Here is a 24,692-nt window from a genome sequence, read left to right on the forward strand (position 1 = left end):
GTCTACTCCTCGTCCTACTCCTGAGAAGCCAGCTCCACCTGGGAGACCGTGATCTCCTGAGCCGCCTCCCACTCGGTCACCAGCTCCAGGCTGCGAGCCTTCGTCGCCGCACAGATATCCCCCAGCGCGGATTCAATCTGCCCCACCTGCTCCTGAGGTCCGGTAATCCGCGCGGAGATAATCTCGGTGCGCTGTTTGACCTTGGCATCAGACTTCGCCCGGCGAATCCCGGTGAGCGCCTCCCCCACTGAATCCAGCAGAGCAGCTGAGCCGGCGACGTCGTCGAGCTCCTCAGGCTCTGGCCAGGCAGCGGCGTGCACCGAACCCTTCCGCCACCAACGCCACACCTCATCGGTTGCGAAGGGCAGCACCGGGGCGAAGAGCCGCAGCAACTTATCCAAAGCCGTGGCCAGGGCCGCATGCGCAGACGCCTGAGGCGCCTCTCCCCGACCACCATAGGCACGGTCCTTGACCAGCTCCACATAGTCATCTGTGAACTGCCAGAAGAAGCTCTCGGTGATCTGCAGCGCCCGCGCGTAGTCATAGTTCTCGAAGTGCTCAGTAGCCTGCTGGATCACCTCCCGCAGTGCCGCCAGCAGAGCCCGGTCAAGCGGCTCAGTCACCACCTCCGCACCCCGTTCACCGGTCACGATGTGCGCCTCGGTGACTCCCTGAGCCAGAGCGAACTTCGAGGCATTCAGCAACTTGATGGCCAAACGCCGGCCGATCTTCATCTGCGCTTCTTCAAACGCGGTGTCCGCCCCGAGCTTCGCCGAAGCCGCCCAATACCGGACCGCATCCGTGCCGAACTTCTCCAGCACGTCATCGGGCACGACGACGTTACCTTTCGACTTCGACATCTTCTTCCGGTCCGGATCCAGGATCCACCCGGAGATGGCGGTGTTCGTCCACGGCACCGAATCGTGCAGCGAGTGAGCACGCACCACAGTGGAAAACAGCCAGGTCCGAATGATGTCATGCCCCTGCGGCCGCAGGTCATACGGGAAAACTCGGGTGAAGAACTCGTTGTCCCGCTCCCACTTGCCAGCGATCTGGGGGGTCAACGACGACGTCGCCCAGGTGTCGAGCACATCGTGCTCCCCGGTAAAACCACCAGGCACCCCGCGCAGCTCCTCGGAGAACCCAGGCGCCGGCTCAGACGAAGGATCCACCGGCAGCTGAGACTCCTCCGGCAGAATGGGGTTCTCGTAGTCAGGTTCGCCCTCGTCATCGAGCCGGTACCACACCGGGATCGGCACACCGAAGAACCGCTGACGGGAGATCAGCCAGTCCCCGTTGAGACCCTCCACCCAGTTTTCGTACCGGGCCCGCATGAACCCAGGGTGCCAGTCGATGTTGCGGCCGCGTTCAATGAGCTCAGCCCGCCGATCGGCGTCGCGCCCGCCGTTACGGATGTACCACTGCCGGGAGGTGACGACCTCCAGCGGCTTGTCCCCCTTCTCGTAGAAGTGGACCGCGTGGGTAATCGGCTTTGGTTCCCCGTCAAGCAAGTTGTGCTCACGCAGCAGGTCCACCACGGCTTCCTTCGCCGAGTGCACGGTCTTGCCCGCCAACCGCTGGTAGTTCTCTCGCCCGGTCTCAGTGGTTATCCACTCCGGGGTTTCCCGCAAGAACCGACCATCACGGCCGATAAGCGCCCGGGTCGGCAACTGCAGCTCCCGCCACCACGTCACATCAGTCATGTCACCGAAGGTGCAGATCATCGCAATACCGGAGCCCTTCTCCGGGTCGGCAAGCGAGTGTGCCTTGACCTCGACGTCGACGTCGAACAGCGGAGAGCGCACTGTGGTGCCGAACAGCGGTTTATACCGCTCATCCTCCGGGTGGGCGACGAGGGCAACACAGGCCGGCAGCAGCTCCGGGCGGGTCGTTTCGATGAAGACCGGCTCCCCCGTCTGAGTGAAGAACGGGTAACGGTGGTAAGCCCCCGGGCGTTCCTTCGCCTCAAGTTCTGCTTGGGCCACTGCGGTCCGGAAGCTGACGTCCCACAGCGTGGGCGCCTCCGCGGTGTAGGCATTGCCAGAGCGCACGTCGCGTAAGAAAGCACGCTGGCTCGCGGCCCGGGACTCATCGTCGATAGTCCGGTAGGTCTGGCGCCAATCCACGGACAGCCCCAGTCGGGTGAACAGGTCCTCGAAAACCTTCTCATCCTCCACGGTGAGCTTCTCGCAGAGTTCAATGAAGTTCCGCCGACTGATGGCGTCCCAGTCCCGCTGGTTCTTGGCCGGCTTCTGCGGCGGAGTGTAGTTCGGGTCATACGGCTGGGAGGGATCACAGCGGACCCCGTAGTAGTTCTGCACCCGGCGCTCAGTGGGCAGCCCGTTGTCATCCCACCCCAAGGGGTAGAAGACCTTCTTGCCGCGCATCCGCTGGAAGCGGGCGACGACGTCAGTCTGGGTGTAGGAGAACATGTGCCCCACGTGAAGGGAGCCCGACGCCGTCGGCGGTGGCGTATCAATCGAGTACACCTCGTCACGACTCGCCGATTCGTCGAAGTGGTACAACCGCTCATCCCGCCACGCGGCGTTGAGCTTGTCCTCCAACCCTTCGAGTGCGGGCTTCTCCGGAACGTCAGGGGTCTTGGGTGTGGGCGCGTCTGTGCCCAGGGTGTTCTCAGCCATGTTGCTCAGTCTCTCACGCTGGGCACCGCTGGAGACTATCCTGGGACGCATGATGACTCAGCCGCAGACCCGCAGTGCCCTGGTGACCGGTGCCTCCTCCGGGATCGGTGCCGCCACCGCTCTCCGCCTCACCGCGGAAGGTTGGCGAGTGTTCGCGCTGGCCCGCCGGGCCGAGAAGCTTGAACACCTCGCCGAGCAGGAAGGCATTGTGCCAGTGGTCTGCGATGTCACCGAGCCTGCGCAGGTGGCTGAGGCACTGAAAACCGTCACTGAGGCCGGAGGCATCGATACCCTCATTAACAATGCCGGCGGAGCCCTGGGTGTGGACCCGGTGGCCGAAGGCCGGTTAGAGGACTGGCGGTGGATGTACGAGGTCAACGTCCTCGGCACCCTGAACATGATTCAGGCGTTTTTGCCCATGCTGCGTGAGCACGGTGAAGGCACCATCGTGAACCTGACCTCCACTGCCGGACTGGTGCCCTACGAAGGCGGAGCCGGGTACAACGCGGCCAAGTTCGGCGAGCACGCCCTGACCGGCGCCCTGCGGCTGGAAGAGGCCGAACACAATGTCCGCGTGGTGGAGATCCTCCCCGGCATGGTGAAAACCGAGGAGTTCTCCGCCAAACGGTTACGCGGGGATGCCGCCGCCGCGGAGAAGGTTTACGCCGGAGTGGAGAAGCCGCTGGTTGCCGACGACGTCGCCGCGGTGATCGCCCAGGCAGTGATGCTTCCGCACCACATCAACTTAGATCAGGTCGTGGTCCGGCCGGTGGCCCAGGCCGCCCAGCACAAAGTTATCCGCAGAGGCTGAGGCCGACGCCGCGGGGGAATCGCAGCGGCCTCGCGACGGAATCCCGCCATGGACGGCCTCAGCCGCGGAGAGAGGCTCCCACTGAGAGCGCCTAGTCGAAGACGGGGCGCTCGGTCCGGCTGCGCTTGAGCTCGAAGAAGTACGGGTAGCTGGCCAGCGCGACCGCACCGTCGAAAATCTTGCCGGCCTCTTCCCCGGTGGGGATCCGGGTAATGACCGGGCCGAAGAACGCAGTGCCCTGGAAAGCCACAATCGGAGTGCCGACGTCCTGGCCTACCTTGGAGATACCCTCCTGGTGGGAGGCGCGCATCCGTTCATCATTCTTATCTGTCTTGGCATCTTCTAGCAGTGAGGCATCCGCACCGATCTGCTGGAGCGCTTTGGCGGTAGCGTCAGCGAAGTCCTTATTGCCCTCGTTGTGAATCTGCGTTCCGACCGCGGTGTAGAACTCCCCGACCTTCTCTGGGCCGTGGGCAACCTCCACAGCAGTGGCTGCGCGGGAAGGGATCCAGCGGGCGGCAACCTCAGGGTCCTCCGCTGGTGAGGGGTTCTTGTCTTCGTTGAGCACACCGAGGCTCATCACATTCCAGTGCACTTCGATGTCGCGGACCTTTTCCACTTCCAGGATCCAGCGTGAAGTCACCCAGGCGAAGGGGCACAGGGGATCGAACCAGAAGTCAACGCGCTCAGCCATGAGACTCTCCTTGAGTTGAGAAACAAAGGTGTTCCTGTGGTGCCAACCACGCCGACGTCGTCGTCATTCCTCCCCCCCAGCTTCATGTTTCCCACCGATAATGCTGCTTCCCACCGGAATTCCCGTGGGAAAGAGTAATTTGGGTGGGAAGTTTGGGGCGGGGCGGGGAGGCAGGGCGGCACGGGCAGGGATGTGACAGCGGGGGAAGTTTGGGGCGGGGGAGGTTAAAGCGGGGCGTCGGCGGGGACGGGGACCTCAAGCCCCAGCAGTGCGTTCTCCACCACTTCCATCAGCGCCGGGTGGATCCAGTACTGCCCCCTGGCCGCGGTGTAGGCGTCGGTGCCGAAGCTCATCGCCTGCACCACCGGCTGAATGAGGTTGGAGGCCTGATATCCCACCGCGTGGGCCCCTAGGATCTGCCCGTTACGCCGGTCGGCGATGATCTTGAACAGCCCGGTCTCATCCTCCATCGCCCACCCGTAGGCCGTGTCACCATAGCGCTGCGTCTTGACCGTGACGTGCTCAGCACCGATCTGGTCCATCGCCTGCTGCTGTGTCAGCCCTACCTGAGCAATCTCCGGGTGGGAGAACACCGCCGAGGGGATCGCCTCGTGCCGTGCGGTACGCAGCTGCCCCGGGTTCTCCAGATTGTGGGCGACCACTCTCGCCTCATGGTTGGCGACGTGTTTGAGCATCGCCTCCGAACTGATGTCCCCCAGCGCGTAGAGCCCTTCGACCGGTTCACCGCCAGCAAGAACCCGCTGGTAAGCATCCACGGCGATCCGCCCGTCAGCGTGGAGATCCAACCCGGCCTCGGCAGCTCCCACCAGGTCACTATTGGGGACCCGACCGATGGCAATGAGCACGACGTCGGCGTCGTACTCTTCTGCCCGACCATCAGAGGTCACCACATGCGCGGTCACCCCACCTTCAGAGCGTTCGACGACGCCAGCTAAGGTCCGCTGATACCGCACCGTCCAGTTCTGCTCGGCCTGGGCGGAGTATGCATCGGCGATCTCGGCATCGAGTTGGTTCATCAACCCCTGGCTACGGTTGAGTTGGGTGACCTCGCTGCCCAAACCGGAAAAGATCCCGGCGAACTCGCACGCAATATAGCCACCACCGATGATGAGTAGCCGCTGCGGGAACTCCTCCAGTCGCATGATGGTCTCCGAGGTGTGCACCTGCTCCAGCCCGATACCCGGCACCTCCGGGACCGCCGGACGAGAACCGGCGGCGATGACCAGTTGTTCGGCGGTGACCTGTTGGCCTGAAGCGGTCCGGAAAGAATGCGTCCCCGTGAGGGTGACCTTCTCGCTGAGCAGTTCGACATGGGCGAGCTCTTCGCGGTACTGACGCCCACCGGAGGAGATCGCGTCCACCCGCGCGAAAATCCGGTCCCGGATACCGGCCCAATCGGCACCCAGCGTCTGGGCGTTCACTCCCACCCGGGCCGCTTCTTCGGGCAAACGGGCCAGGTGGGCGGGTCGGACAAACATCTTGGTGGGGATGCACCCCACATTGAGGCAGGTGCCCCCGAACGCCCCGGTGGCGTCGATGCCCTTATCAGCGAGCACGACCTTCTTGTCATCCCAGAACGGGGTGATGAGCGAGTTGCCAGAGCCGGAGCCAATGATCGCCAGGTCGGCGGTGAGAGGTGAAGCCATGGGCCTATTCAATCACCAGCCTGTAGCCCTCTTCGAGGGTCTCACCCCCAAGGTGCTGGTGATCCATCTCATGGTGGTCGGCGCGGTGAACAATACGGTGTGAGGTCCTAAAATGGGGTCCATGATCCTCATCGTTGTGAAGTTCCCCGTTAAGCCCGAGTACGCCGACCGTTGGCCGGAGATCACCCGGGAGTTCACCGAGGCCACCCGCGCCGAACCAGGCAATAAGTTCTTCGAGTGGTCCCGCAGCCTTGAGAACCCCAACGAATACGTCCTGGTGGAAGGATTTGAGGACGACGCCGCCGAGGCTCACGTCACCAGCGACCACTTTAAGAAGGCAACCAGCACTGAGAGCGAGATGTACCAGGCCCTGGCCGCCACGCCCAAGATCATCTCCCGGACCATCGACGCCGAGGGATGGGAAGAGATGGGAGAGATGCAGAAGGGCTGACTGACCCTCCGGCGGGAACCTCCCACAGCGGTAGGGCCCGTATCCCTATGATGGAGGGGTGCAGATCTTAAGCGTCTCTAGTCTGAAAGGCGGGGTCGGGAAGACCTCGGTCACCATGGGCCTGGCCTCCTCGGCCCTCAATAATGGCGTGAAGACGCTGGTGATCGACCTTGACCCGCATGCCGACGCCACCACGGGGCTGTCTGTTTCCCGCGGGGCCGGCCGGGAAGCGGGGCTGCTGCTGAAAGAGGCCCGTAAGGCTCGTCTCAATGACCACGCGGTGCCTTCGGGGTGGCTGGAGCTGCTGCCCCCGGAGAAGCGTAAGAACGCCAGGCTGGATGTCATCGTCGGCTCGGCTCTCTCGGCAACATTCGACAGACCGGATATCCGCCCCCGGGATATGAAACGTTTGAAGACCCTGGTGGACGGGGTCAGCGGCTATGACCTGGTGCTGGTGGACTGCCCACCGTCCCTGTCTGGACTGACGCGGATTGCCTGGGCGGCTTCCCACCAAGTGCTGTTGGTGGCTGAACCCAGCCTGTTCTCCGTGGCCGGGACCGAACGCACGATGCGGGCCATTCGCATGTTCTCCAATGAATTCGCCCCCCAGCTGACACAGGCGGGTGTGGTGGTCAACCGCGCCCGGGCTGACTCCGCGGAGCACGAATACCGCCTGTTGGAGATGGAACGGCTCTACGCGGATAAACTCATGCTCCCGGTGCTGGAAGAGAACCCCCATTGGCAGCAAATTCAGGGAGCTGCCTACCCGGTGCATCAGTGGCCCGGAGATCAGGTGCGGGATATGGCCAAGAGCTTCGATGAGCTGCTCCGCCAACTCGTACCGGCTAAGAAACTCAGCGGCTAATTCTCCAGTAGGACGCAGGCACGAACTGTTCAGGGCGCTGCCCGGTGCCCGGTGGAGCGCGTGGGGTCGTGGACCGGTGAGCCGCCCAGGTGTACGCCTATCAGATGGCGCCTAGGACGCTTTCTGCTGCTTCTCTGCCCGGCGCCGGGAGAGTTCGTCCTGGAAGTTCACAGTGGTTTGTTCGGCTGCCGGGCGCACTGCATCTTCGCTGCGTTCCCGTGGCAGTTCGGCCAAGCTGCCTTCGACTTCGCGCCACACCCGGCCCACAGCAATTCCGAAGACGCCCTGCCCGCCTTGGACTAAGTCAATGACTTCGTCCTGTGAGGTGCATTCGTAGACGGAGGCACCATCGGACATCAGGGTGATTTGGGCGAGGTCTTCTACTCCTCGTTCACGCAGGTGTTCGATGGCGGCACGGATCTGCTGCAGAGAGACCCCGGTGTCCAGCAGACGCTTGACCACTTTGAGCACCAGGATGTCCCGGAAGGAGTACAGCCGGGCGCTGCCGGAGCCTGAGGCGTTGCGCAGCGACGGCTCGACGAGCTTGGTGCGGGCCCAGTAGTCCAGCTGCCGGTAGGTGATGCCCGCGGCAGCGCAGGCCACCGGCCCGCGGTAGCCCATCTCCTCGTTGAGGTCGGGAAGGCCGTCGTCGAAGAGCGGCGGCGTATCAGCGCGTCGGTCCAAACTCACCGGTCACCTTTCACATTCATGGGCAGTCCTGTTCAGTGTATCCACGCCGAAGGCTTCGGGGCCGGTAGTGACCTCAGCGCGTCTCATTGGCGGTCAAAGTCTTCGGGACCGGCTTGGTCGAGAAAGCGGTGAAACTCTTCGATCTCCTCTTCGGAGATGGGACCGCGTGCTGCCACGTGCTGAGCTTCAGGGCTGACCGGTGCGGCTTGGTTGCCTTCTGCGCTGTACTGCGGAGTGATCGAGACCATCTCTAGGGTGGCCCGATCCATGGTGAGGGAACATTCGGCACGTACGGCGACCGCGACGGCGTCGGAGGCTCTGGCATCAACTTCTTTACCACTGGCCAACCGGATGGTCCCGGAGTAGGTGCTTTCATCGTGTAACCCGATCTCCACACTGGCGACGCCGCCACCGAGGTCTTCAAGCACACTGGTCAGCAGGTCATGAGTCATCGGGCGGGGCGGGATCTCGCCTTGGAGCGCGCGGGCTACGGCAGCAGCTTCAGCGGGGCCGACGACGACGGCGACGTGGTACTCAGCAGCCTCCGGTTCTGCTCCGCGGAGGATGAGGACAGGCTGGTTGCTGGGCAGTTCGACGCGGACTCCGACGACTTCGAGCTCAACCTGGTGCTCCATGTCACCAGTGTAGGGCCGCGACCTGGGGTTTGTGCAGCTGAATTCAGCTCTTATCGAGCTTCTCCACCGCGGAATCCATGATGGAGGAGCGGAGATCTTTCAAGCACTGGAGCATCTCTTTGGACGATTCGGCGACACGAGCTCGGGCCGCGGCGTCTTTGCGGGCGGCATGCGGCGCCATGGCCCGGGCGATGAGGTCGAGTTCATTGTCCGCGGAGCGCCGGATGTTCACCAGGTGCTTGGGTTCCAACCCGTAGCGAGCCAGGACCCGCACTGCTTTGACGGCTTTGAGGTCGTGGTGGCTGTAGTTGCCGTGCTCATCGGCGGAGATGATCCGGAACTTCTCCAAGGTGTCGAGCATCCCCCGGGTGGCACCGGAGAGGGCGCGCAGCTCTTTGCGTCCCATGGGACGGGCCCGGCCGGTGATCGCAGCGGCCATGTCCCCGGTGACTTCACGTGGCCCCACGGGCGCAGATTCCGGCAGGGCTTCTGGTTTTTCCCCGGCGTCGATGGCGTCCATCGTCTCTTTGATGACGTCCAAGGGCATGTAGCGATCGCGCTGCAGAGCGAGGATGAACCGGAGACGTTCGACGTCGGCAGCGGAGTACTTCCGGTAGCCCGAGGGTGTGCGAGCCGGCTTGACGAGGTCTCGTTCTTCGAGAAACCGCAGCTTGGAGGCGGAAAGGTCGGGGTACTCGTTCTGTAGTTCGCGCAGCACCTCGGAGATGGTGAAGACATGCGCGTCTGCGGGGGTCTCGCCGGTGGACGCCGCCTTGGGCGTGCGCGCGGGTCGTGCACTCACTGTCGGTATCCTCTTTCAGGCTCAGGGGAAGGTGAAGCCTGCCTCAGGATAACGCGTTGAGACCGTTACCTGCGTTATTTAGTGCCTGCGTAGTAGGTGAGCCGGAATTTTCCGATCTGCACTTCGTCACCATTCTGCAGGGTGTGGTGGTCTACGCGGTCGTGATTGACGTAGGTTCCGTTGAGGCTGCCGAGGTCCTCTAGTTCGAACCCGCCCTCGCGGCGTAAGAACTTCAGGTGCCGCCGGGAGACGGTCACATCGTCGAGGAAGATATCGGCCTCCGGGTGTCGCCCCACAGTGGTGACATCCTCGTCAAGCAGGAAGCGGGCCCCTTGGTTGGCACCGGTGTGGGCGATCAGCAGCGCAGAGTGTGCGGGCAGTGCCTCGATGGCTTTGGCATCGGCTTCAGAGAGGCTGGGCTCTGGTCCACCCTTGGCCGGGGGCAGAGAGATCGACGTCGTCTCCGAGGCACGCGGAGCGTTTCCGCCCGACGACGGCGACTCAGGGCGTGCGGACTCCACGGCGACCTCCTCCTTGGCGCTACTTAACTGTGACCTACCTATAGTAGATCACAACTATATAACAGTCACCCGGCTTGCTTCGAGTATTCCTCTGCGGTGAGCAGCTTATCCAGTTCGGAGCTGTCGGAGAGCTTGAGTTCGAAGAGCCAGCCGGCACCGTAGGGTTCTGCGTTGATGGCCTGTGGTTCGTCGTCGAGCGCGGTGTTGACCGCCACGATCTCCCCGCTGACCGGAGCGTAGATATCGGAGACCGATTTGGTGGATTCGACTTCTCCGACCACATCACCGGCGGAGACGGTCGCACCTTCTTCCGGGTGTTCCACGTAGACCACTTCACCGAGTGCGTCCTGAGCGAAGTCGGTGATGCCGACCCGGACCACTCCTTCAGTCTCTGCGGGGGCAACCCATTCGTGCTCGGCGCTGTATTTCAGGCTCTCCGGAATGTTACTCATGAGGACAACTTAGCACCCGCGCGCTCGGCTTCGCGCTGCCGGTCTTCGCGTGCCATTTCGGTCAGCCTGGCACCGGCTTCGGCATCCCGGGTGAGGTTCTCCCCCGTGGCGGGATCGAAGAGGTGGATGCGCCGGGTGTTGACCCACAACTCGGCAGTGTCTCCGCCACGGATCGTGGACATTGCGTCAACGGCGACCACCAGCTGGGTGCGCAACTCATCGGCGTCCATGTCTTCGGCCAGGGACTGCAGGACGTCGGTGACCCGCGGGTCGTTCTCATAGTTGACGTAGGCGTACTGTTCATTGCCTAGCCATTCGGTGTGGGAGAGCTCTGCGGTGAAGACCTGGCCTTTGGCTCGCTGGGAGGCGTCAACCTGGCTGGCTTCGTCGAAGAACTCCGGCCGGATACCGGCGAGGACCACTTCTTTGTCACGCCCGGCCTCGGCTTGTTTCTCGTTCAGCTCGATCTCCCCGATGGGAGTTTTCAGCGTGGTGCCTTCCACGCTTCCGGGCAAAAAGTTCATCGAGGGCGCTCCGATGAATCCGGCCACAAAGAGATTCAGCGGCTGTTCGTAGAGCTCCCGCGGTGAGGCCACCTGCTGCAGTTCACCCTTCTTCAGCACCGCGACCCGGTCACCGAGGGTCATCGCCTCGGTCTGGTCGTGGGTGACGTAGACGCTGGTGGTGTTCAACCGCCGTTGCAGTTGGGAGATCTCGGTGCGCATCTGGCCGCGCAGCTTGGCGTCCAGGTTGCTCAGCGGTTCGTCGAAGAGAAACGCGGCGGCTTCACGCACAATGGCCCGCCCCATGGCCACCCGCTGACGCTGCCCACCGGAGAGGTTGGCCGGCTTGCGGTCCAGGTGTTCAGTCAGTTCCAGGGTCTCGGCGGCTTTGCGGACTTTCTGGTCGACTTCTTCCTTGCTGAACTGACCTTTGTGCAGCCGCATGGGGAAGGCAATGTTCTCGTAGACCGACAGGTGCGGGTAGAGCGCGTAGTTCTGGAAGACCATGGCCACATTGCGTTCGCGCGGGGGTTTCTCATTGACCCGTTCACCGTCGATGAGCAGCTCACCAGAGGTGATGTCTTCCAGCCCGGCGATCATCCGCAGCACCGTGGATTTCCCCGAGCCCGAAGGGCCCACCAGGATGACGAATTCGCCGTCCTCGATCTCTAGGGAGACGTCGTTGACAGCCGGGTAGCCGTCCCCGTATTCCTTCACGAGATTTCTGATGCTGATCGAAGCCATGTTCTGTGGTCCTTTCGTTCTCGCCGTCGACGTCTATCCCTTGACTGCACCCTGGGTCAGTCCGGAAACAATCTGCCGTTGGAACAGCAGTACCAGTACCACCACGGGGATGGTGACCACGATGGCGGCGGCGGAGATCGCCCCGGTAGGTTCTTCGAATTGGCTGGCCCCGGTGAAGAATGCCAGAGCAGCCGGCACAGGGCGTGCGGCCTCAGTGGAGGTCAGGGAGATCCCGTAAACGAAGTCGTTCCACGCGATGAAGAACGCGATGATCGCGGTGGTGAACACCCCGGGTGCCGCCAGGGGGACGATGGCCTTGCGGAAGGCCTGCCACTGGGTGGCACCGTCAACCAGTGCCGCCTGTTCCAGCTCCCAGGGGATCTGCCGGAAGAACGCCGAGAGGGTCCAAATGGAGATCGGCAGGGTCAGGGACAGGTACGGGATGATGAGTCCGAGCCAGGTGTCGTAGAGCCCGATGGTCCGCCAGAGGTTGAACAGCGGGGTCACCACGGAGATCACCGGGAAGATAGAAACCGCCAGTGCGGTGCCCAGGATGATCCGTTTGCCGGGGAAGTTCAGCCGGGCGATGGCGTAGGCGCACAGCGTGGAGAGGACGACGGCGACTGCGGTGGCGATGAGCGTGATCCCGATCGAGTTGCGCAGTGCGGTGAGGAAGAGTTCCTGTGCTCCGCCGACGAAGATCATCTCGTAGTTGTCCCAGGTCCAGGTGGTCGGCCAGAACTGGTTGCTGCCGAGGTCGGCCTGGGTCTTGAAGCTGGTGACGAAGATCGAAGCCACGGGGAACAGTGCATAGAGCAGCACCCCGATGGTCAAGAAGGTCCAGGCCACTCGCTGTTTGGAGGTGAGCTTTCCGGCTGCCATCACTTCTCCCCCTTCCCCGATGAGGCGTCGGTACCCCGGGCGAGGTCCACATTGAACAGTTTGATGGCTGCCCAGCACATCAGCACCACGCAGAGGAACATAATGACCGAGAGCGCTGAACCGAGCCCAATCTCCAGGCGGCTGATCGTCTGGTGGTAGGTCAGCAGGGCGAGTACTTCGGTACCGGCCTCTCCCCCGGTCATGATGAAGACGTTGTCGAAGATCCGGAAGGCATCCAGGGCCCGGAAGAGCACCGCCACCATGATGGCGGCCTTCATATTGGGGATGATGACCTTGTACATCTGCTGCCACCAGGTGGCACCGTCAACCCGTGACGCTTCCAGCAGGTCATCGGGGACTTGGGCGAGCCCGGCCAGTAGCAGCAGGGCGATGAATGGAGTGGTCTTCCAGATCTCGGAGAGCATGATGACCGTCACCGCGGTCCAGAAGTTGGAAAACCAGTCGAGGTCTTCGGTGATCCCAGGCACCCAGGAGAACCAGCTGTTGATGAACCCGGAGTTGATGTCGAACATGTAGTACCAGGCGAAGGCGGACACCACAGTGATGATCCCGTAGGGCACCAAGATGGAGGTTCGCAGCAGCCCTCGGAGCCGTTTGAGCGCCTTGTGCATCACCAACGCCAGGGCGAAGCCGAGTACCAGCTCCACAGCGACGGTCACCACGGTGATGAACAGGGTCACCGCCATGGCCCGCCCAAAGACCGGGTCGGTGAGGATGGTGGTGTAGTTGCCCAGGCCGATGAATTCGCGCTCGTCGGGAGCGGTGAGCCGGTGGCTGAATAACGAGTCGAACAACGCCTGGGCGATGGGGTAGGCGGTGACCGCCAGCATCACTAGGAAGGCCGGGCCGGCCAGGTACCAGCCGAGGCGGGCTTCCTGCCGGGCGCGGCGGGAGGCGGGGTTTTTCTCCGCGGTGGCCGTCATAGCAGTCGCTCCCCTCGCAGGACCTGCTGGATGAAGGTGTCGGTCTGCTCACCAGTGGTCTCCGGGTCAATCCCGGAGATGGGGGTGAACCGGCTCTGAATGCCTTCGGAGACTTCGTTATAGAAGGGGGTTTGCGGCCGGGGCGCAGCGTTGTCGATCGCTTCCCGGATATCTTCTGCCATGGGGAATTCATCCTCGAAGCGGTCGTCGGCGTAGGCGGAGTCCGACGACGGCGGCAGCCCGTCGGTGAGGAAGTAGTCGGCTTGGTTCTCCGGTTGAACGATGCACTCCACCGCCTGGTAGGCCAGGTCCGGGTGTTCGGATTCGGCCCCCACGGCCAGTGCCACTCCGCCCAGTGGCGGGGCGGATTCGGTGTCGGCCTCAACCCGCGGGTACTGCGCCCATCCGATGTCGTCGAGGACTTCTTCGTCGAGGTCTCCACCTTCGACTGCAGCGTTGGTGGCCGGCCAGACGAAGGGCCAGTTGACCATGAAGGAACCGTTGTCCCCCTGGAAGAGCCGCATGCCCTGTTCCTCGTCAAGCGATGCGACACCGGGCCCGGCGAGCCCTTCGGAACCGATGGTGGAGATAATCTCTGCGGCACGCTGCCCGGCTTCGGAGCCCAGCTGGGGTTGGAGTTGGTCGGCTTCTGCCTGTTCGTCGGCCAGGATCGTCTCCCCTTGGGAGGCGATCAGCGCGTTGACCCAGACGGTCATGGACTCTTCCCGCACGCCTTGGATACCGAGGTAGGTGTCTGTCTCACGGGCGGCGTCGATGATGTCATCCCAGGTGACGGGTTCGTCCATGTCCAAACCGGCTTCTTCAGCCACCGATTCGCGGTACCAGAGCAACTGTGGGTTTGCGGTAAAGGGGATGGCGACCAGTTCATCACCCCAAGTGGCGGCTTCCAGGGGCCCATCGAGAGTGTCTTCGGTGGTGTTCTCGGCGACATCGTCGGGCACCGGAGCCAGGAATCCGGGTTCGGCGAACTCGGGAATGAAGGGCAGGTCGACGGACATGATGTCCAGGGATGAGTCCCCGGCGGCGAGGCGACGGGCCAGCTGCTCCCGCTGGGCGGGGGCGTCATTGGGCAGCAGGGACGTCTGAATGATGTATTCGCCGTCGGCCTCGTCAGTGCATTGTTCGGCCAGTGCGGCTTGTCCACCGTCATCGGGGTTGATGTACCAGGTCAGCACGGGGGTGTCGTCTGTCTCCCCGCATCCGGTCAGTGCCAGTGCGGCGATCATCGCCGTGGCAGCCACCCGTGGTCGGGAGCCCGTCATAAACCTTTACCTCCACATCGAGGTGATGCCGTTCACATCATCGGTCTGCTACGCACACTATATGCCAGCGGGCCTGATATGTCAGGCGGTCTTTTTGCGGAGCTTCTTGGCTTCGGCCCTGGTCAGCAGCAGAGGCTCGGCGCCTTCGCGGACCACCTCGCCGGTGATGGTGACCGTGGCGATGTCTTCACGGTCAGGGAGTTCAAACATGATGGGGTTGAGCACGGCTTCCAGGATGCTGCGCAGTCCACGGGCCCCGGTGCCGCGCGCTTCGGCGAGTTCGACGACGGCTTCAATAGCGTCCTCGGTGAACTCGAGTTCGACGTCGTCGATGGAGAAAATTTTCTGATACTGCTTGATGAGCGCGTTCTTCGGCTCGGTGAGGATCTGAGCCAGGGCACTGCGGTCGAGTTCTTCAACGGTGGCCACCACGGGAAGTCGCCCGATGAACTCGGGGATGAGCCCGAATTTGTGGAGGTCTTCGGGCTCGACGTCGGCGTAACTGACTTCCTGCCGAGTCAAGGTGGACAGCGGAGCCCCGAACCCGATGCCCTTCTTGCCGGCCCGGGACTCGATGATCTCCTCTAATCCGGCGAAGGCCCCCGAAACGATGAAGAGCACATTGGAGGTATCGATCTGGATGAATTCCTGCTGAGGATGTTTTCGTCCCCCCTGCGGCGCCACAGAGGCCGTGGTGCCTTCCAGGATTTTCAGCAGGGCCTGTTGGACACCCTCCCCGGAGACATCCCGGGTGATGGAGGGGTTCTCGGATTTGCGGGAGATCTTGTCAATCTCGTCGATGTAGACAATGCCTTGTTCGGCTTTCTTCACATCCCCATCGGCGGCTTGGATGAGCTTGAGCAGGATGTTCTCCACGTCTTCACCCACATAACCGGCTTCCGTGAGGCTAGTGGCGTCGGCAACGATGAACGGAACCTGCAGTTTCCGGGCCAGGGATTGGGCCAGGTAGGTCTTCCCCGACCCGGTGGGACCAATCATGAGGATGTTCGACTTGCCGATTTCGACGTCGTCGTACTCCCCTCCTCCGATGGAGGCGGTCTTCGCTGAGGCGCCGGTGGCAGCGACTCGTTTGTAGTGGTTGTGCACCGCCACAGCGAGGGTGCGCTTGGCTTTGTTCTGCCCGACGACGTACTCATCGAGGTAGTCGTAAATCTGCTTAGGCGTGGGCAGCTCGAAGTCATGGGGCTCGGCGACCTCGTTGAGGTGCTCTTCGATGATCTCGTTGCACAGCTCGATGCACTCATCGCAGATGTAGACGCCGGGGCCGCCGATGAGTTTGTACCGGACCTGCTTTTGGTTCTTCCCGCAAAAGGAGCACTTGAGCAGGTCAGCGCTGTCGCCAAGTCGTGCCATGGAATCCAGCCTACGCTTCTAGACGGGCAGTTTGCGGGAGGCCAGCACCTCATCGACCAGGCCGTATTCCTTGGCCTGCTCGGCAGAGAGGAATTTGTCCCGGTCGATGTCTTCGCTGACCTGTTCGGCGCTGCGGTCGGTGTGCTCAGCCAGCACCTGTTCCATCCAGGTGCGGATCCGGCGGATCTCATCGGCCTGAATGGCCAGGTCGGTGGCAGTACCACGAGCCCCGCCCATAGCCGGCTGGTGGATGAGCACCCGGGCATTCGGCAGGGCGTAACGCTTGCCCTTGGTTCCGGCGGCCAACAGCACTGCAGCTGCGGAGGCGGCCTGCCCCAGGCATACCGTCTGCACGTGGGGGCGGATGTATTGGATGGTGTCGTAGATGGCAGTCATCGCGGTGAAGGAACCACCGGGCGAGTTGATGTAGAGGGTGATGTCCCGCTCGGAGTCCATGGATTCCAGCACGAGCAGCTGGGCCATGATGTCATCGGCGGAGGCGTCATCCACCTGGGCACCGAGGAAGACGATGCGCTCTTCGAAGAGCTTGGCATAGGGGTCCTGGCGCTTGAAACCGTAAGGGGTGCGCTCCTCGAACTGCGGCAGGACGTAGCGGCTTGCCGGTGCGGCGGTTGCGGGAACTGCCTCGGGGGTCTGGTCAGCGGTGAAGTTCATGTCTCTCCTGTGTCCTTGAAGTCCTGCGGTGCTCCGGGCCGGGCGGCTCAGACGCCTCCGCCGCCGGAGACGGTGTGGGAGCGCTGGGCAATCTTGTCGAAGAACCCGTATTCGAGCCCTTCTTCGGCGGTGAACCACTTGTCGCGGGCGTTATCCCGCAGGATGGTCTCGATGGACTGGCCAGTCTGTTCGGCGGTCAACTCGGCCATGACCTGCTTCATGTGCTGGATGAGCTGGGCCTGGATGCGCACATCGGATTCGGTACCGCCGATGCCGCCGGAGGGCTGGTGCATCAGAATGCGGGCGTGCGGAGTGGCGAAGCGCTTCCCGGGAGTTCCACTGGACAGTAAGAACTGCCCCATAGAGGCGGCCAGGCCAGTGGCGACGGTGACGACGTCGTTGGGGATGAACTGCATCGTGTCGTAGATCGCCATACCGGCGGTGACCGAACCACCCGGGGAGTTGATGTAGAGGTAGATGTCACGCTCGGGGTCCTCGGCGGAGAGCAGCAACATCTGGGAGCAGATGGTGTTGGCGTTTTCATCGCGCACCTCGGAGCCCAGCCAGATGATCCGCTCCTTGAGGAGCCGGTTGTAGATGTAGTTCTCCTGGGATGCCGGATCCACGCTCGAGGCCGTGGGCAGCTGCTCAGACATGGACTTCTCCTCGTCGCTTGGGTCAGTGCGTTCTGATCCAGAACACTACTTCACACCGGTGACACACCACGGCGCCCACACGGGGGTGTTCGCCGTCGGCACACGCGACACTATAGACTCGTGCAGTCTGCTCACGAGGCGGGCACCGGGACATAGCTCAGCTTGGTAGAGCGCCCGCTTTGGGAGCGGGAGGTCGCAGGTTCAAATCCTGTTGTCCCGACCGTGTGTTGTCCCGTCCGTTGTGACGTGTCAGGACAGCGTTGCCGGGGTGATCTCCAGGCCGATCTCGGCCAACAGTACGGGGAACCGGCGGACGGGTTCGCGATCGTATTCCTTTTGCCCGTCGGTGAGCTCATCCCACTCGCGCTGATGTTTGTGGTCAGTGCGTCCGTTGCGCAGCTCAAAGTGGAACCACCGGCGGTGTTCTAACTCCGCCAATTGCTCCACCTGCTCATCGGTGAACTCGGCGATGGCCGGATGGTCACTCACCCGCCAGGAGAGTCCCGCAATAGCCAGCTTCACCGGAATATTCGCCATCTGCGCAATATTCGACCGCTGCGCGTAACTGTCCAGTTCTTCCCACGCCCGCTCCGCGTTGGCCGACTCTGTGGCGTTCGCGGTCTTCTGCGCGGTCTGTACGTACTGGGCATGAGCCTGCTGAGCCAGGTGTTTCAGGTTCTGGGTGAAGCGACGCTGCTCAGCACTACGAGCACTCACCGGCGACCATCCGCAGCGCGAGACCAGCACCGGCAGCCGCGAAGCCAACTCCACCAGCCGGTGGAACTGCTCCTGCTCATCACCGGCACGGGTGAGGTCGTACCCGTCTACCTGATCCAGGGTCTGCCGTAGTGCACCGGCCACCGCACGCAGCTGATCCGGGGCGAGGATGGTGACGGCGTCGTCGTCGTTGTCGTCATAGGCCAAGCGCACCCCGGCGGCACCGAGGATCTCCTTGATCTGCTCAGCCACCGCCTGCACTGCTGCCACTTCATCCGGCCGGGCACCGGGTTCACGCAGTGACTCGAACAGCCCCGGCATATCCGCCGGCCAGCGGGCCTGGTCCGCGGAGATCTCCTTGGCCAGCAGATCATGGGGGTGCAGCAAGATGGTGTCGGCGCTGGAGAGGATCTCCCGCGGGGAAACCAAGGTCAACTGGTCGGTCTCGGCACCGGGGATCTCCCAGGTCTCACGGTCACGCACGACGGCGACCACAGTGGCTTCTGGAAGTTTCTTCGCCAGTTTCTTAGCGATCGGGCTGGAATGCACGCTCGAACGGTATGCCACATAGATGGTGGGCGAGGCCGTGGCATAGCGCTCTTTGTGGTCCCGCACCCAGGAGTCCACAATCCCGCGGACAGTCTCCGCGCAGACTTCCACATAGGGGTTCATCCGCCGCCAGGTGACCTGGACTTTGTCCTCCACCCCGATGATGGCCGGTTCGATCCACTCCTCATCCCGGGAGGCGACCTGCACGTGGCGCTGCTCAGCGGGTTGTTGCCAACCCACGGCAATGCGCCGCAGAATCGCCCCGGCCACCGGAGAATCCCCCACGACGATCGGCGGCGGGGAGACGGCGTCCTCGGCGTAGGGCGGCTGTTGACGCAGCAGCATCATGGCCACCAGGCTGGAGCGGCACAGGGCTAAGTCCCCGGTCTCGTTGCGCCACTGCTCGGCGACTTTGCGGTCGTTGAAGAGCACGAACATGGGGGTCTTCTCATCAGCGAAGTGCCGGGCCTTCTGAGCCAGCTCGGTGGTGTATTCGTCGTCAAGGTCCATCACCACGATCCGCTCGGCTCCGGCGAGGATCTTCTGCAGGTAGGTATCCGGCACTGCGCTGAGGTGAGCGATCTTCGCCGATGCCAGTTCCAGCCGCTCGTGCTCGCTGAGCTGACCGATAACCACCACGCGGCGCAGCCACTTTCCGCCACGCCGCCCCTTCTGACCGGTGCGCACCTTGAGGTTCAGTGCCGCAGGCACCACTTCCTCACTGTGCCCCAGGATGACGATGTGGTCTTGGAAGCGAATAGCCTTCGACATCACCCGGCGGGCAGAGACCATCCGGTAGGCCACCAGCGCCACCCCGTAGAACAGCACCGCCGCGGCGAGGAACCGCGCCAGATTCAGCTGCCAGGGGACATTCGCCTCATCCGGTACCGGTGGGGTGTTGAGGGTGAACAGCCGCAGCACGTGGTAGGCGGTCCAGTCCCAAGGCTTCTCCGGGGCTGCGATGCGGATTCCCCAGGTGCCCAGGATGGCGATGAGCACCACCAGGCAGAGCACAATGAGACCGCGGTGACTGCGGTACCAGTCTTTGCTCCGCTGCCAGAGGGAAGGCTGAGGTGCGCTCAGCTCAGGTGCGCTCATGGGATTAAACCTACTTCACGTCGTCGGGCCCGGATCATGACCACACCACCCACATCAGTGCCGTCAGCAGGATGAGCAGCCCCAGGTTGACCGCCAGGAACAGCACCAGGAACCGCCCCATCCCGTGCGAGGAGTGCACCTGGAACTGCCGCAAGGCGATGAGGTTGGCCAGGGATGCGATGAGAGTCCCGACGCCGCCCACGTTGACTCCCACCAGCAGCTCTCGCCAGTTCTCGGTGAACCCGCTGAGCAGAATCGCACTGGGGACATTGGAGATCACCTGGCTGGCGAGGACTGCGGCGATGAGCGTGTTGCCTTCCACCATGGAGGTCACCGTGGTGGAGATCGCATCGATGCGGGCGATATTCCCGGTGATGATGAAGAAGCTGACAAAAGTGATGAGCAGCCCGTAGTCGATGCCTGCGGCGATCGCTACGTCAGAGAGGATCAGCAGGGCGACCACGGCCAGGCCCACCCACACCGGTAAGACCCGTACGGCCACCAGTACCGCCAGGGCGAAGCCCAGCCCGTAGAGCAGGGTGCGGGTTCTGTCCCCAGTGGTGGCCGGTGGCAGCGGGACCACCCGGCTGCTGCGTACCGACAGAGCCATCACGGTCAGCACCACCAGCGCCACACTGAAGGGCAGGGCCATGGTGGAGACAAACTCCCCGAAGCTCATCTCATAGGTCTGGTAGATGAAGATGTTCTGCGGGTTGCCGAAGGGCATAATCATTCCGCCGAGGTTGGCTGCAGCGGCCTGAAGAGTGAAGACGTAGGCGAGGTAGCGTTCATCGCCGGTGATCTTCAGCGCCCGGGCGGCGATGGGCAGGAACGTCAACAGGGCCATGTCATTGGAGATGGCCATAGATCCGATCCCGGTCAGCAGGACCAGCCCGGTGATGAGACTCCGGCGGCTGCGCAGCCGGGTCACCAGGTGTTCGGCGGCGATGGTGAACACGTGCACCCGCTCCAGGGCGGCAATGGCGGTGAGCATGCAGGTCAGCGCCACGATGGTCCGGTAGTCGATGTAGTCCAGGTATTCCCCGTCCGGGGGGACGGCGAAGCAGCTGGCCACAGCCAGTAGCACTGCAATGCCCGCGAAGGTGTGGGAGACGATCCAGCCGCGGAGGGTCTGCAGGAGGGATGAGCTCGTCACGGCACCGGCCTGCCGACTCACAGGGCGGTGTGCGGGATGTCGTTCTCCGCGCAGTATCCCCAGGCGTAGGAGTTCGGCGGGCAGGCGATCTCCACATCCGGGCAGCCGTGGAAGGCACCCCAGCCGATGTGCAGCAGCCTCTCGTGGAGCACCACCCGGCGCAGCCCGGTGCAGTTACGGAAGGCGATGTCATCGATGTAGGTCACCGACGGCGGCACCACGAGTTCGGTCAGCCCGGTACAGCTGTAGAAGGCTCCCTCGCCGATGTCTTCAACGGAGTCGGGCAGTTCGATGCTGGTCAGCGCCCGGGCGTCAGCGAAGGCCCAGGAGGAAATGGAGACCACGCTGTCGGGAACGACGAACCAGTCGACGTCGCGCGCTGGTGGGTAGGCCACGATGGTGGACTTGGGCTTGTTGTAGAGGATCCCGCCTTGGTCCTTGTAGTGGCGGTTGCCTTCCTCCACCCGGATCTCTTCCAGACTGCTGGCCGAACGGAACGCATCGGAGCTGATATTGCTCACCCCGGTGGGAATATCGATGCTCTTCAGGCTTGAGCACCCTTTGAAGGCGAACCGGCCGATCTTGGAGAGCCGGTCGGGGATGTGGACCCGCTGCAGGTTCGTGCAGTCGGCGAAGGCTCCAGAGTCGATTTTGAAGGTCTCCTCCGGTAGCACGACTTCCCGTAGCCCGGTGCAGTCGGCGAAGGCGCCCTCCCCTACGGTTTTCAGTTTGGAGGGGAAGGGAAAGGATTCCAGCGAGGAGCAGGAGTTGTACGAGCCTTCGGCGATTTCTTCGCGTTCGTCGGGCACGATGACGTTCTTCAGGGAGACGCAGTTTTCGAACACGCGTCCGCCGAGGTAGGCCTCGGGGTTGTGCATGGCGAGGTTTTCCATCCCGGTGCAGTCACGGAAGGCGCTGTGTCCGATGCGCTCCAAATTGGGTCCGAGTTCGATCCCGGTGAGGGCGGTACAGCCGCGGAAGGCTTCCCGGCCCATCTCCACCAGGGAGTCCGGCAGGCTGACGGTCTGTAGTTGGAGGCGTTCTTTGAAGGCGCCGTCGGCAATCTTGGTGACACCTTCGGGGATGTCGACGTGACGGCCGTTGTCGATGGCACTGAGTACGACGCCGTCTTCGATGACCAGCCGTTCCATGGTCTCCGGGGGCAGGCTTTCAACGAGTTTTTCCACGTAGCGGGGTTCAGAGGTGTACCCCTTGACGTGTTGGAGATTCTCCAGGATCAATTGCAGTGCCGGTGGGATCTGCACATCGGGGTAGAGCATCACCGGGTAGATCCGCTTGCCCAGCTGGTGGGCGGTGATGAGCTCCATGCCGCAGAACTTGGAGTTCATGGACTCGTTGGAGATGAACATGACGAAGGCACTGCAGCGGCTGATCTGCAGGCGGAGTTCGTCGCGGAAGTCGCTGCCGATTTCCATGGTGTCGTCGTACCAGAACCGGAATCGGTGGTCGGCGAGCACGGCCATCAGGTCGTGGACTTCGGTGGTGTTACGGTGCGAGTAGCTGATGAAGCAGAACGGGTCCTCACCGCTGTACGCCTTAAACCGCGGAACCGCTTCTACGACGTCTGTTTCCGCCAATCCCCCAACCCCCTCATGTGCATCGGCCGCGTTGACACCTGCCCCATGCTAGCCGACGACGACGTCGCCACAGGGTGGATGACGCAGGCAGAATGGCGGTCATGGCCGCGAGACGTTAGGCTAGTGCGGCCTACGACCAGTCCCCTCAACATCCTTACAGGAGCCCTTACGTGGTCAAGAGTACCGTCGAAGAACTGAATCCGACTCGAGTCAAACTCACCGTCGAGGTGTCCAGCGAGGAGCTCGAGCCCAAGATCAAGGCAGCTTATAAGAGCATTGCCGGTCAGGTTCAGATCCCTGGGTTCCGCAAGGGCAAGGTGCCTGCGGCCATCATCGATCAGCGCATCGGCCGGGAGTATGTCATCCAGCAGGCCATTAATGATGGGCTGCAGGAGTTCTACCAGGCTGGTCTGGCCGACGCGGAGATCAGCCCGCTCTCCCGCCCCGAGGTGGAGGTCGAGGAGATCCCTGACCCGAAGACCAATGAGGGTGTGCTGAAGTTCTCCGGTGAGCTGGACATCAAGCCGGAGATCGACCTGCCTGACTACAAGGGTCTTGAGGTTCAGGTCGAAGCCCGCGAGGTCGACGACGAGGCGGTCCAGAAGGAGCTCGACGAGCTGCGCAGCCGTTTCGGCACTTTGAAGGAGATTGACCGCCCAGCTGGTGACGGTGACTTTGTCTCCATCGACATGGTTGCCAAGATCGACGGCGAGGAAGTCGACTCCGCCACGGGCCTGTCCTACCAGGTGGGGGCCGGCAACATGCTCGAGGGCCTCGATGAGGCACTTGACGGCCTGACCCCGGGTGAGGACGCCACCTTCGAGACCACCCTGGCCGGCGGGGAGCACTCCGGTGAGCAGGCGCAGGTCACGGTGACCCTCACCGCGGTCAAGGAGCGGGAACTGCCCGAGGCTGACGACGAGTTCGCTCAGATGGCCTCCGAGTTCGACACCATTGAGGAGCTCCGCGAGGACCTGAAGAAGAAGGCCGCTGAGAAGCTCGTGGAGCAGCAGGGGGCCGAGGCTCAGGACAAGGTGTTGGAGAAGCTGGTGAACCTGGTGGAGGTTCCGGTGCCGGCTGGTGTGGTGGAGGAGCAGGTGCAGCAGCACTTCAGCTCCCAGGGCCACTCCGAGGGTGACGATCATGACACCGAGGAGCACCGCGAGGAGATCCGCAAGCGCACCGAAGAGGCCTTCCGTAATGAACTGGTGCTGGACATCGTCGCCGAGCGCGAGGAGATCCAGGTTGAGCAGAACGAGGTCATTGAGTACATCGTGGCCACCGCGGGCCAGTACGGCATGCAGCCACAGCAGTTCGCGCAGATGCTTGAGCAGGCTGGCCAGATCCCGATGATTCTGGGTGAGGTGCGGCGCCGTAAGGCCCTGGCTAAGGTGCTGGAGCACGCTGCGGTGGTGGACACTGAAGGTAACGACGTCGACCTCAGTGAGTTCGTCAACCCACCGAGCGAGGACGACGACGTCGCCGACTCAGCCGAGACCACCGAGGCCGACGCTGATGCTGAGGGCACGGAGGATTCCGAGGCCCAACAGGACCCGGAGGAGAAGGAGTAACGTCCTCTTCTCACCCGTAGAGCGGCGGGCGGCAGCGAAGTTGCCCGCCGCTCTCAGCGGGTGCTAAGGTTATCTGTCGTTGCCCGGAGACGGGCCTCTAGCTCAACTGGCAGAGCATCAGACTCTTAATCTGCAGGTTCCGGGTTCGAGTCCCGGGGGGCCCACGACTTTTCTGTCCGCACCATTTAGGCGCGGACTCTCTCCACGGCATCCATGAAGTGGTCGAGGAATGCGTAGAAATCCTCGACGTCGCGGTGCTGGTTCAACGGCACTTCCGGCAGGGACGTAAACCGTGTCTGCTCGCGTAGCTGCAGTTTCACTCGCCGTCCGGTGGACAAAGCGATTTCTACCTCTGAATCTTCAGCGGCCAGCCCTGCCAGGTTGGTCAGGTTCACGGGCACCGGTACGGAGCGGCTGATGGCGACGTCGGCACCGGCTGCGGCAGTGAGCACTTCCTCCAGGTTCACTGGGCAGAGCACCATCTCCGCGGGTTCGCGGCGGTAACCTACCAGCAGGTGCCGGCTGGCCACGAGGTTCTCCTGGGCTGAGATCTCCTCACCGGGGCTCTGAGCCGCTGCCAGGGCGTTCTCTGCGTAGAGCAGGTTGTAGGCCCCGAAGTTCATCACCGAGGCGTCGAAACGGGCACGGAAGGCGGCGATGAGACCTTCCTCGGCCGGGCTGCGCTCGGTGTGAATCACCATGCGGCCAGTCT

At 63.0% G+C, this 24,692-nt stretch carries 23 protein-coding genes and 2 tRNA genes; 6 read left to right on the forward strand and 19 right to left on the reverse strand.

Going from position 1 to position 24,692, the window contains the following annotated elements:
• Positions 1–14 precede the first annotated feature (14 nt).
• Positions 15–2,642, reverse strand: coding sequence for a valine--tRNA ligase (gene valS, locus H578_RS0107855; protein WP_022873149.1), 2,628 nt, complete (start codon positions 2,640–2,642; stop codon positions 15–17).
• 49 nt (positions 2,643–2,691) lie between these two features.
• On the opposite strand from valS, the gene H578_RS0107860 reads away from it, so the two are divergent.
• The gene (locus tag H578_RS0107860; RefSeq protein WP_028464073.1) at positions 2,692–3,453 is read left to right on the forward strand and encodes an SDR family oxidoreductase; all 762 of its coding nucleotides are present in this window, start codon (positions 2,692–2,694) and stop codon (positions 3,451–3,453) included.
• A gap of 91 nt (positions 3,454–3,544) precedes the next feature.
• Here H578_RS0107860 and H578_RS0107865 read toward each other — a convergent pair whose 3' ends face one another.
• Entirely contained in the window at positions 3,545–4,147 is a 603-nt protein-coding gene (locus tag H578_RS0107865) for a mycothiol-dependent nitroreductase Rv2466c family protein (protein ID WP_022873151.1), read from the reverse strand.
• A 224-nt stretch (positions 4,148–4,371) separates the two neighbouring features.
• Positions 4,372–5,814 carry a mycothione reductase gene (locus tag H578_RS0107870; RefSeq protein WP_022873152.1) on the reverse strand — a complete coding sequence of 481 codons (1,443 nt, stop codon included), beginning with the start codon at positions 5,812–5,814 and terminating at the stop codon, positions 4,372–4,374.
• A 121-nt stretch (positions 5,815–5,935) separates the two neighbouring features.
• Between H578_RS0107870 and H578_RS0107880 the strand changes: the two genes are divergently transcribed.
• Together H578_RS0107880 and H578_RS0107885 are read left to right on the forward strand one after the other, a co-directional pair.
• On the forward strand, positions 5,936–6,265 hold the full coding sequence (locus H578_RS0107880) for a putative quinol monooxygenase (protein ID WP_028464074.1): 330 nt from the start codon (positions 5,936–5,938) through the stop codon (positions 6,263–6,265).
• A 58-nt stretch (positions 6,266–6,323) separates the two neighbouring features.
• Entirely contained in the window at positions 6,324–7,130 is an 807-nt protein-coding gene (locus H578_RS0107885; RefSeq protein WP_022873155.1) for a ParA family protein, read from the forward strand.
• Between the two features lie 111 nt (positions 7,131–7,241).
• Here H578_RS0107885 and H578_RS14125 read toward each other — a convergent pair whose 3' ends face one another.
• The 12 genes from H578_RS14125 to H578_RS0107945 form a co-directional block, all read right to left on the reverse strand.
• Positions 7,242–7,820 carry a MerR family transcriptional regulator gene (locus tag H578_RS14125; RefSeq protein ID WP_022873156.1) on the reverse strand — a complete coding sequence of 193 codons (579 nt, stop codon included), beginning with the start codon at positions 7,818–7,820 and terminating at the stop codon, positions 7,242–7,244.
• Positions 7,821–7,903: 83 nt separating this feature from the next.
• Complete coding sequence (locus H578_RS0107895; protein WP_022873157.1) at positions 7,904–8,455, reverse strand: bifunctional nuclease family protein; 552 nt, start codon at positions 8,453–8,455, stop codon at positions 7,904–7,906.
• A gap of 43 nt (positions 8,456–8,498) precedes the next feature.
• Entirely contained in the window at positions 8,499–9,257 is a 759-nt protein-coding gene (gene ftsR, locus H578_RS0107900) for a transcriptional regulator FtsR (protein ID WP_022873158.1), read from the reverse strand.
• Positions 9,258–9,331: 74 nt separating this feature from the next.
• On the reverse strand, positions 9,332–9,778 hold the full coding sequence (locus H578_RS0107905; RefSeq protein WP_022873159.1) for an FHA domain-containing protein: 447 nt from the start codon (positions 9,776–9,778) through the stop codon (positions 9,332–9,334).
• Positions 9,779–9,843: 65 nt separating this feature from the next.
• Positions 9,844–10,230 (reverse strand): glycine cleavage system protein GcvH, encoded by a 387-nt coding sequence (gcvH, locus tag H578_RS0107910; protein ID WP_022873160.1) that lies wholly within the window; start codon positions 10,228–10,230, stop codon positions 9,844–9,846.
• Positions 10,227–11,477 carry an ABC transporter ATP-binding protein gene (locus tag H578_RS0107915; RefSeq protein ID WP_022873161.1) on the reverse strand — a complete coding sequence of 417 codons (1,251 nt, stop codon included), beginning with the start codon at positions 11,475–11,477 and terminating at the stop codon, positions 10,227–10,229. Before H578_RS0107915 ends, gcvH begins: the two co-directional genes overlap by 4 nt.
• Before the next feature lie 33 nt (positions 11,478–11,510).
• Complete coding sequence (locus tag H578_RS0107920) at positions 11,511–12,359, reverse strand: carbohydrate ABC transporter permease (RefSeq protein WP_022873162.1); 849 nt, start codon at positions 12,357–12,359, stop codon at positions 11,511–11,513.
• Complete coding sequence (locus H578_RS0107925; RefSeq protein ID WP_022873163.1) at positions 12,359–13,303, reverse strand: carbohydrate ABC transporter permease; 945 nt, start codon at positions 13,301–13,303, stop codon at positions 12,359–12,361. Before H578_RS0107925 ends, H578_RS0107920 begins: the two co-directional genes overlap by 1 nt.
• The gene (locus tag H578_RS0107930) at positions 13,300–14,586 is read right to left on the reverse strand and encodes an extracellular solute-binding protein (RefSeq protein ID WP_022873164.1); all 1,287 of its coding nucleotides are present in this window, start codon (positions 14,584–14,586) and stop codon (positions 13,300–13,302) included. The genes H578_RS0107925 and H578_RS0107930 overlap by 4 nt, the downstream gene beginning before the upstream one ends.
• 81 nt (positions 14,587–14,667) lie before the next feature.
• A complete protein-coding gene (clpX, locus tag H578_RS0107935) occupies positions 14,668–15,960 on the reverse strand; it encodes an ATP-dependent Clp protease ATP-binding subunit ClpX (RefSeq protein WP_022873165.1) in 1,293 nt (430 codons plus the stop codon).
• 18 nt (positions 15,961–15,978) lie between these two features.
• Positions 15,979–16,635 carry an ATP-dependent Clp protease proteolytic subunit gene (locus H578_RS0107940; protein WP_022873166.1) on the reverse strand — a complete coding sequence of 219 codons (657 nt, stop codon included), beginning with the start codon at positions 16,633–16,635 and terminating at the stop codon, positions 15,979–15,981.
• A gap of 47 nt (positions 16,636–16,682) precedes the next feature.
• Positions 16,683–17,291: an ATP-dependent Clp protease proteolytic subunit gene (locus H578_RS0107945; protein WP_022873167.1), complete on the reverse strand. Its 609-nt coding sequence runs from the start codon at positions 17,289–17,291 to the stop codon at positions 16,683–16,685.
• Between the two features lie 146 nt (positions 17,292–17,437).
• Here H578_RS0107945 and H578_RS0107950 point away from each other — a divergent pair.
• Positions 17,438–17,511, forward strand: a tRNA-Pro gene (locus H578_RS0107950).
• 29 nt (positions 17,512–17,540) lie between these two features.
• Here the strand turns inward: H578_RS0107950 and H578_RS0107955 are convergent.
• Genes H578_RS0107955 through H578_RS0107965 form a run of 3 tightly spaced genes read right to left on the reverse strand, consistent with a single transcriptional unit; the run spans position 17,541 to position 22,409 of the window.
• Complete coding sequence (locus H578_RS0107955) at positions 17,541–19,655, reverse strand: hypothetical protein (protein ID WP_022873168.1); 2,115 nt, start codon at positions 19,653–19,655, stop codon at positions 17,541–17,543.
• 34 nt (positions 19,656–19,689) lie between these two features.
• Positions 19,690–20,811, reverse strand: a complete 1,122-nt coding sequence (locus H578_RS0107960; protein WP_169558510.1) for an SLC13 family permease — start codon at positions 20,809–20,811, stop codon at positions 19,690–19,692.
• Between the two features lie 17 nt (positions 20,812–20,828).
• On the reverse strand, positions 20,829–22,409 hold the full coding sequence (locus H578_RS0107965) for a leucine-rich repeat protein (RefSeq protein ID WP_022873170.1): 1,581 nt from the start codon (positions 22,407–22,409) through the stop codon (positions 20,829–20,831).
• A gap of 170 nt (positions 22,410–22,579) precedes the next feature.
• Between H578_RS0107965 and tig the strand changes: the two genes are divergently transcribed.
• Both tig and H578_RS0107975 read left to right on the forward strand, forming a co-directional pair.
• The gene (gene tig / locus H578_RS0107970; RefSeq protein ID WP_022873171.1) at positions 22,580–23,980 is read left to right on the forward strand and encodes a trigger factor; all 1,401 of its coding nucleotides are present in this window, start codon (positions 22,580–22,582) and stop codon (positions 23,978–23,980) included.
• Between the two features lie 91 nt (positions 23,981–24,071).
• Positions 24,072–24,144, forward strand: a tRNA-Lys gene (locus H578_RS0107975).
• Between the two features lie 21 nt (positions 24,145–24,165).
• Here H578_RS0107975 and H578_RS0107980 read toward each other — a convergent pair.
• Positions 24,166–24,681: a hypothetical protein gene (locus H578_RS0107980; RefSeq protein ID WP_022873172.1), complete on the reverse strand. Its 516-nt coding sequence runs from the start codon at positions 24,679–24,681 to the stop codon at positions 24,166–24,168.
• Between the last annotated feature and the right edge of the window lie 11 nt (positions 24,682–24,692).

Source organism: Nesterenkonia alba DSM 19423 (assembly GCF_000421745.1).
Lineage (GTDB): Bacteria > Actinomycetota > Actinomycetes > Actinomycetales > Micrococcaceae > Nesterenkonia > Nesterenkonia alba.

What these genes read in the sequence shown, in the direction of transcription:
- H578_RS0107870 (WP_022873152.1), bottom strand. Translation starts at nt 5,814, where the DNA reads ATGGCTTCACCTCTCACCGCCGACCTGGCGATCATTGGCTCCGGCTCT.
- gcvH (WP_022873160.1), bottom strand. Translation starts at nt 10,230, where the DNA reads ATGAGTAACATTCCGGAGAGCCTGAAATACAGCGCCGAGCACGAATGG.
- H578_RS0107930 (WP_022873164.1), bottom strand. Translation starts at nt 14,586, where the DNA reads ATGACGGGCTCCCGACCACGGGTGGCTGCCACGGCGATGATCGCCGCA.
- H578_RS0107915 (WP_022873161.1), bottom strand. Translation starts at nt 11,477, where the DNA reads ATGGCTTCGATCAGCATCAGAAATCTCGTGAAGGAATACGGGGACGGC.
- H578_RS0107865 (WP_022873151.1), bottom strand. Translation starts at nt 4,147, where the DNA reads ATGGCTGAGCGCGTTGACTTCTGGTTCGATCCCCTGTGCCCCTTCGCC.
- H578_RS0107920 (WP_022873162.1), bottom strand. Translation starts at nt 12,359, where the DNA reads ATGGCAGCCGGAAAGCTCACCTCCAAACAGCGAGTGGCCTGGACCTTC.
- H578_RS0107925 (WP_022873163.1), bottom strand. Translation starts at nt 13,303, where the DNA reads ATGACGGCCACCGCGGAGAAAAACCCCGCCTCCCGCCGCGCCCGGCAG.
- clpX (WP_022873165.1), bottom strand. Translation starts at nt 15,960, where the DNA reads ATGGCACGACTTGGCGACAGCGCTGACCTGCTCAAGTGCTCCTTTTGC.
- valS (WP_022873149.1), bottom strand. Translation starts at nt 2,642, where the DNA reads ATGGCTGAGAACACCCTGGGCACAGACGCGCCCACACCCAAGACCCCT.
- H578_RS0107955 (WP_022873168.1), bottom strand. Translation starts at nt 19,655, where the DNA reads ATGAGCGCACCTGAGCTGAGCGCACCTCAGCCTTCCCTCTGGCAGCGG.
- H578_RS0107940 (WP_022873166.1), bottom strand. Translation starts at nt 16,635, where the DNA reads ATGAACTTCACCGCTGACCAGACCCCCGAGGCAGTTCCCGCAACCGCC.
- H578_RS0107860 (WP_028464073.1), top strand. Translation starts at nt 2,692, where the DNA reads ATGATGACTCAGCCGCAGACCCGCAGTGCCCTGGTGACCGGTGCCTCC.
- H578_RS0107980 (WP_022873172.1), bottom strand. Translation starts at nt 24,681, where the DNA reads ATGGTGATTCACACCGAGCGCAGCCCGGCCGAGGAAGGTCTCATCGCC.
- H578_RS0107895 (WP_022873157.1), bottom strand. Translation starts at nt 8,455, where the DNA reads ATGGAGCACCAGGTTGAGCTCGAAGTCGTCGGAGTCCGCGTCGAACTG.
- H578_RS0107945 (WP_022873167.1), bottom strand. Translation starts at nt 17,291, where the DNA reads ATGTCTGAGCAGCTGCCCACGGCCTCGAGCGTGGATCCGGCATCCCAG.
- H578_RS0107880 (WP_028464074.1), top strand. Translation starts at nt 5,936, where the DNA reads ATGATCCTCATCGTTGTGAAGTTCCCCGTTAAGCCCGAGTACGCCGAC.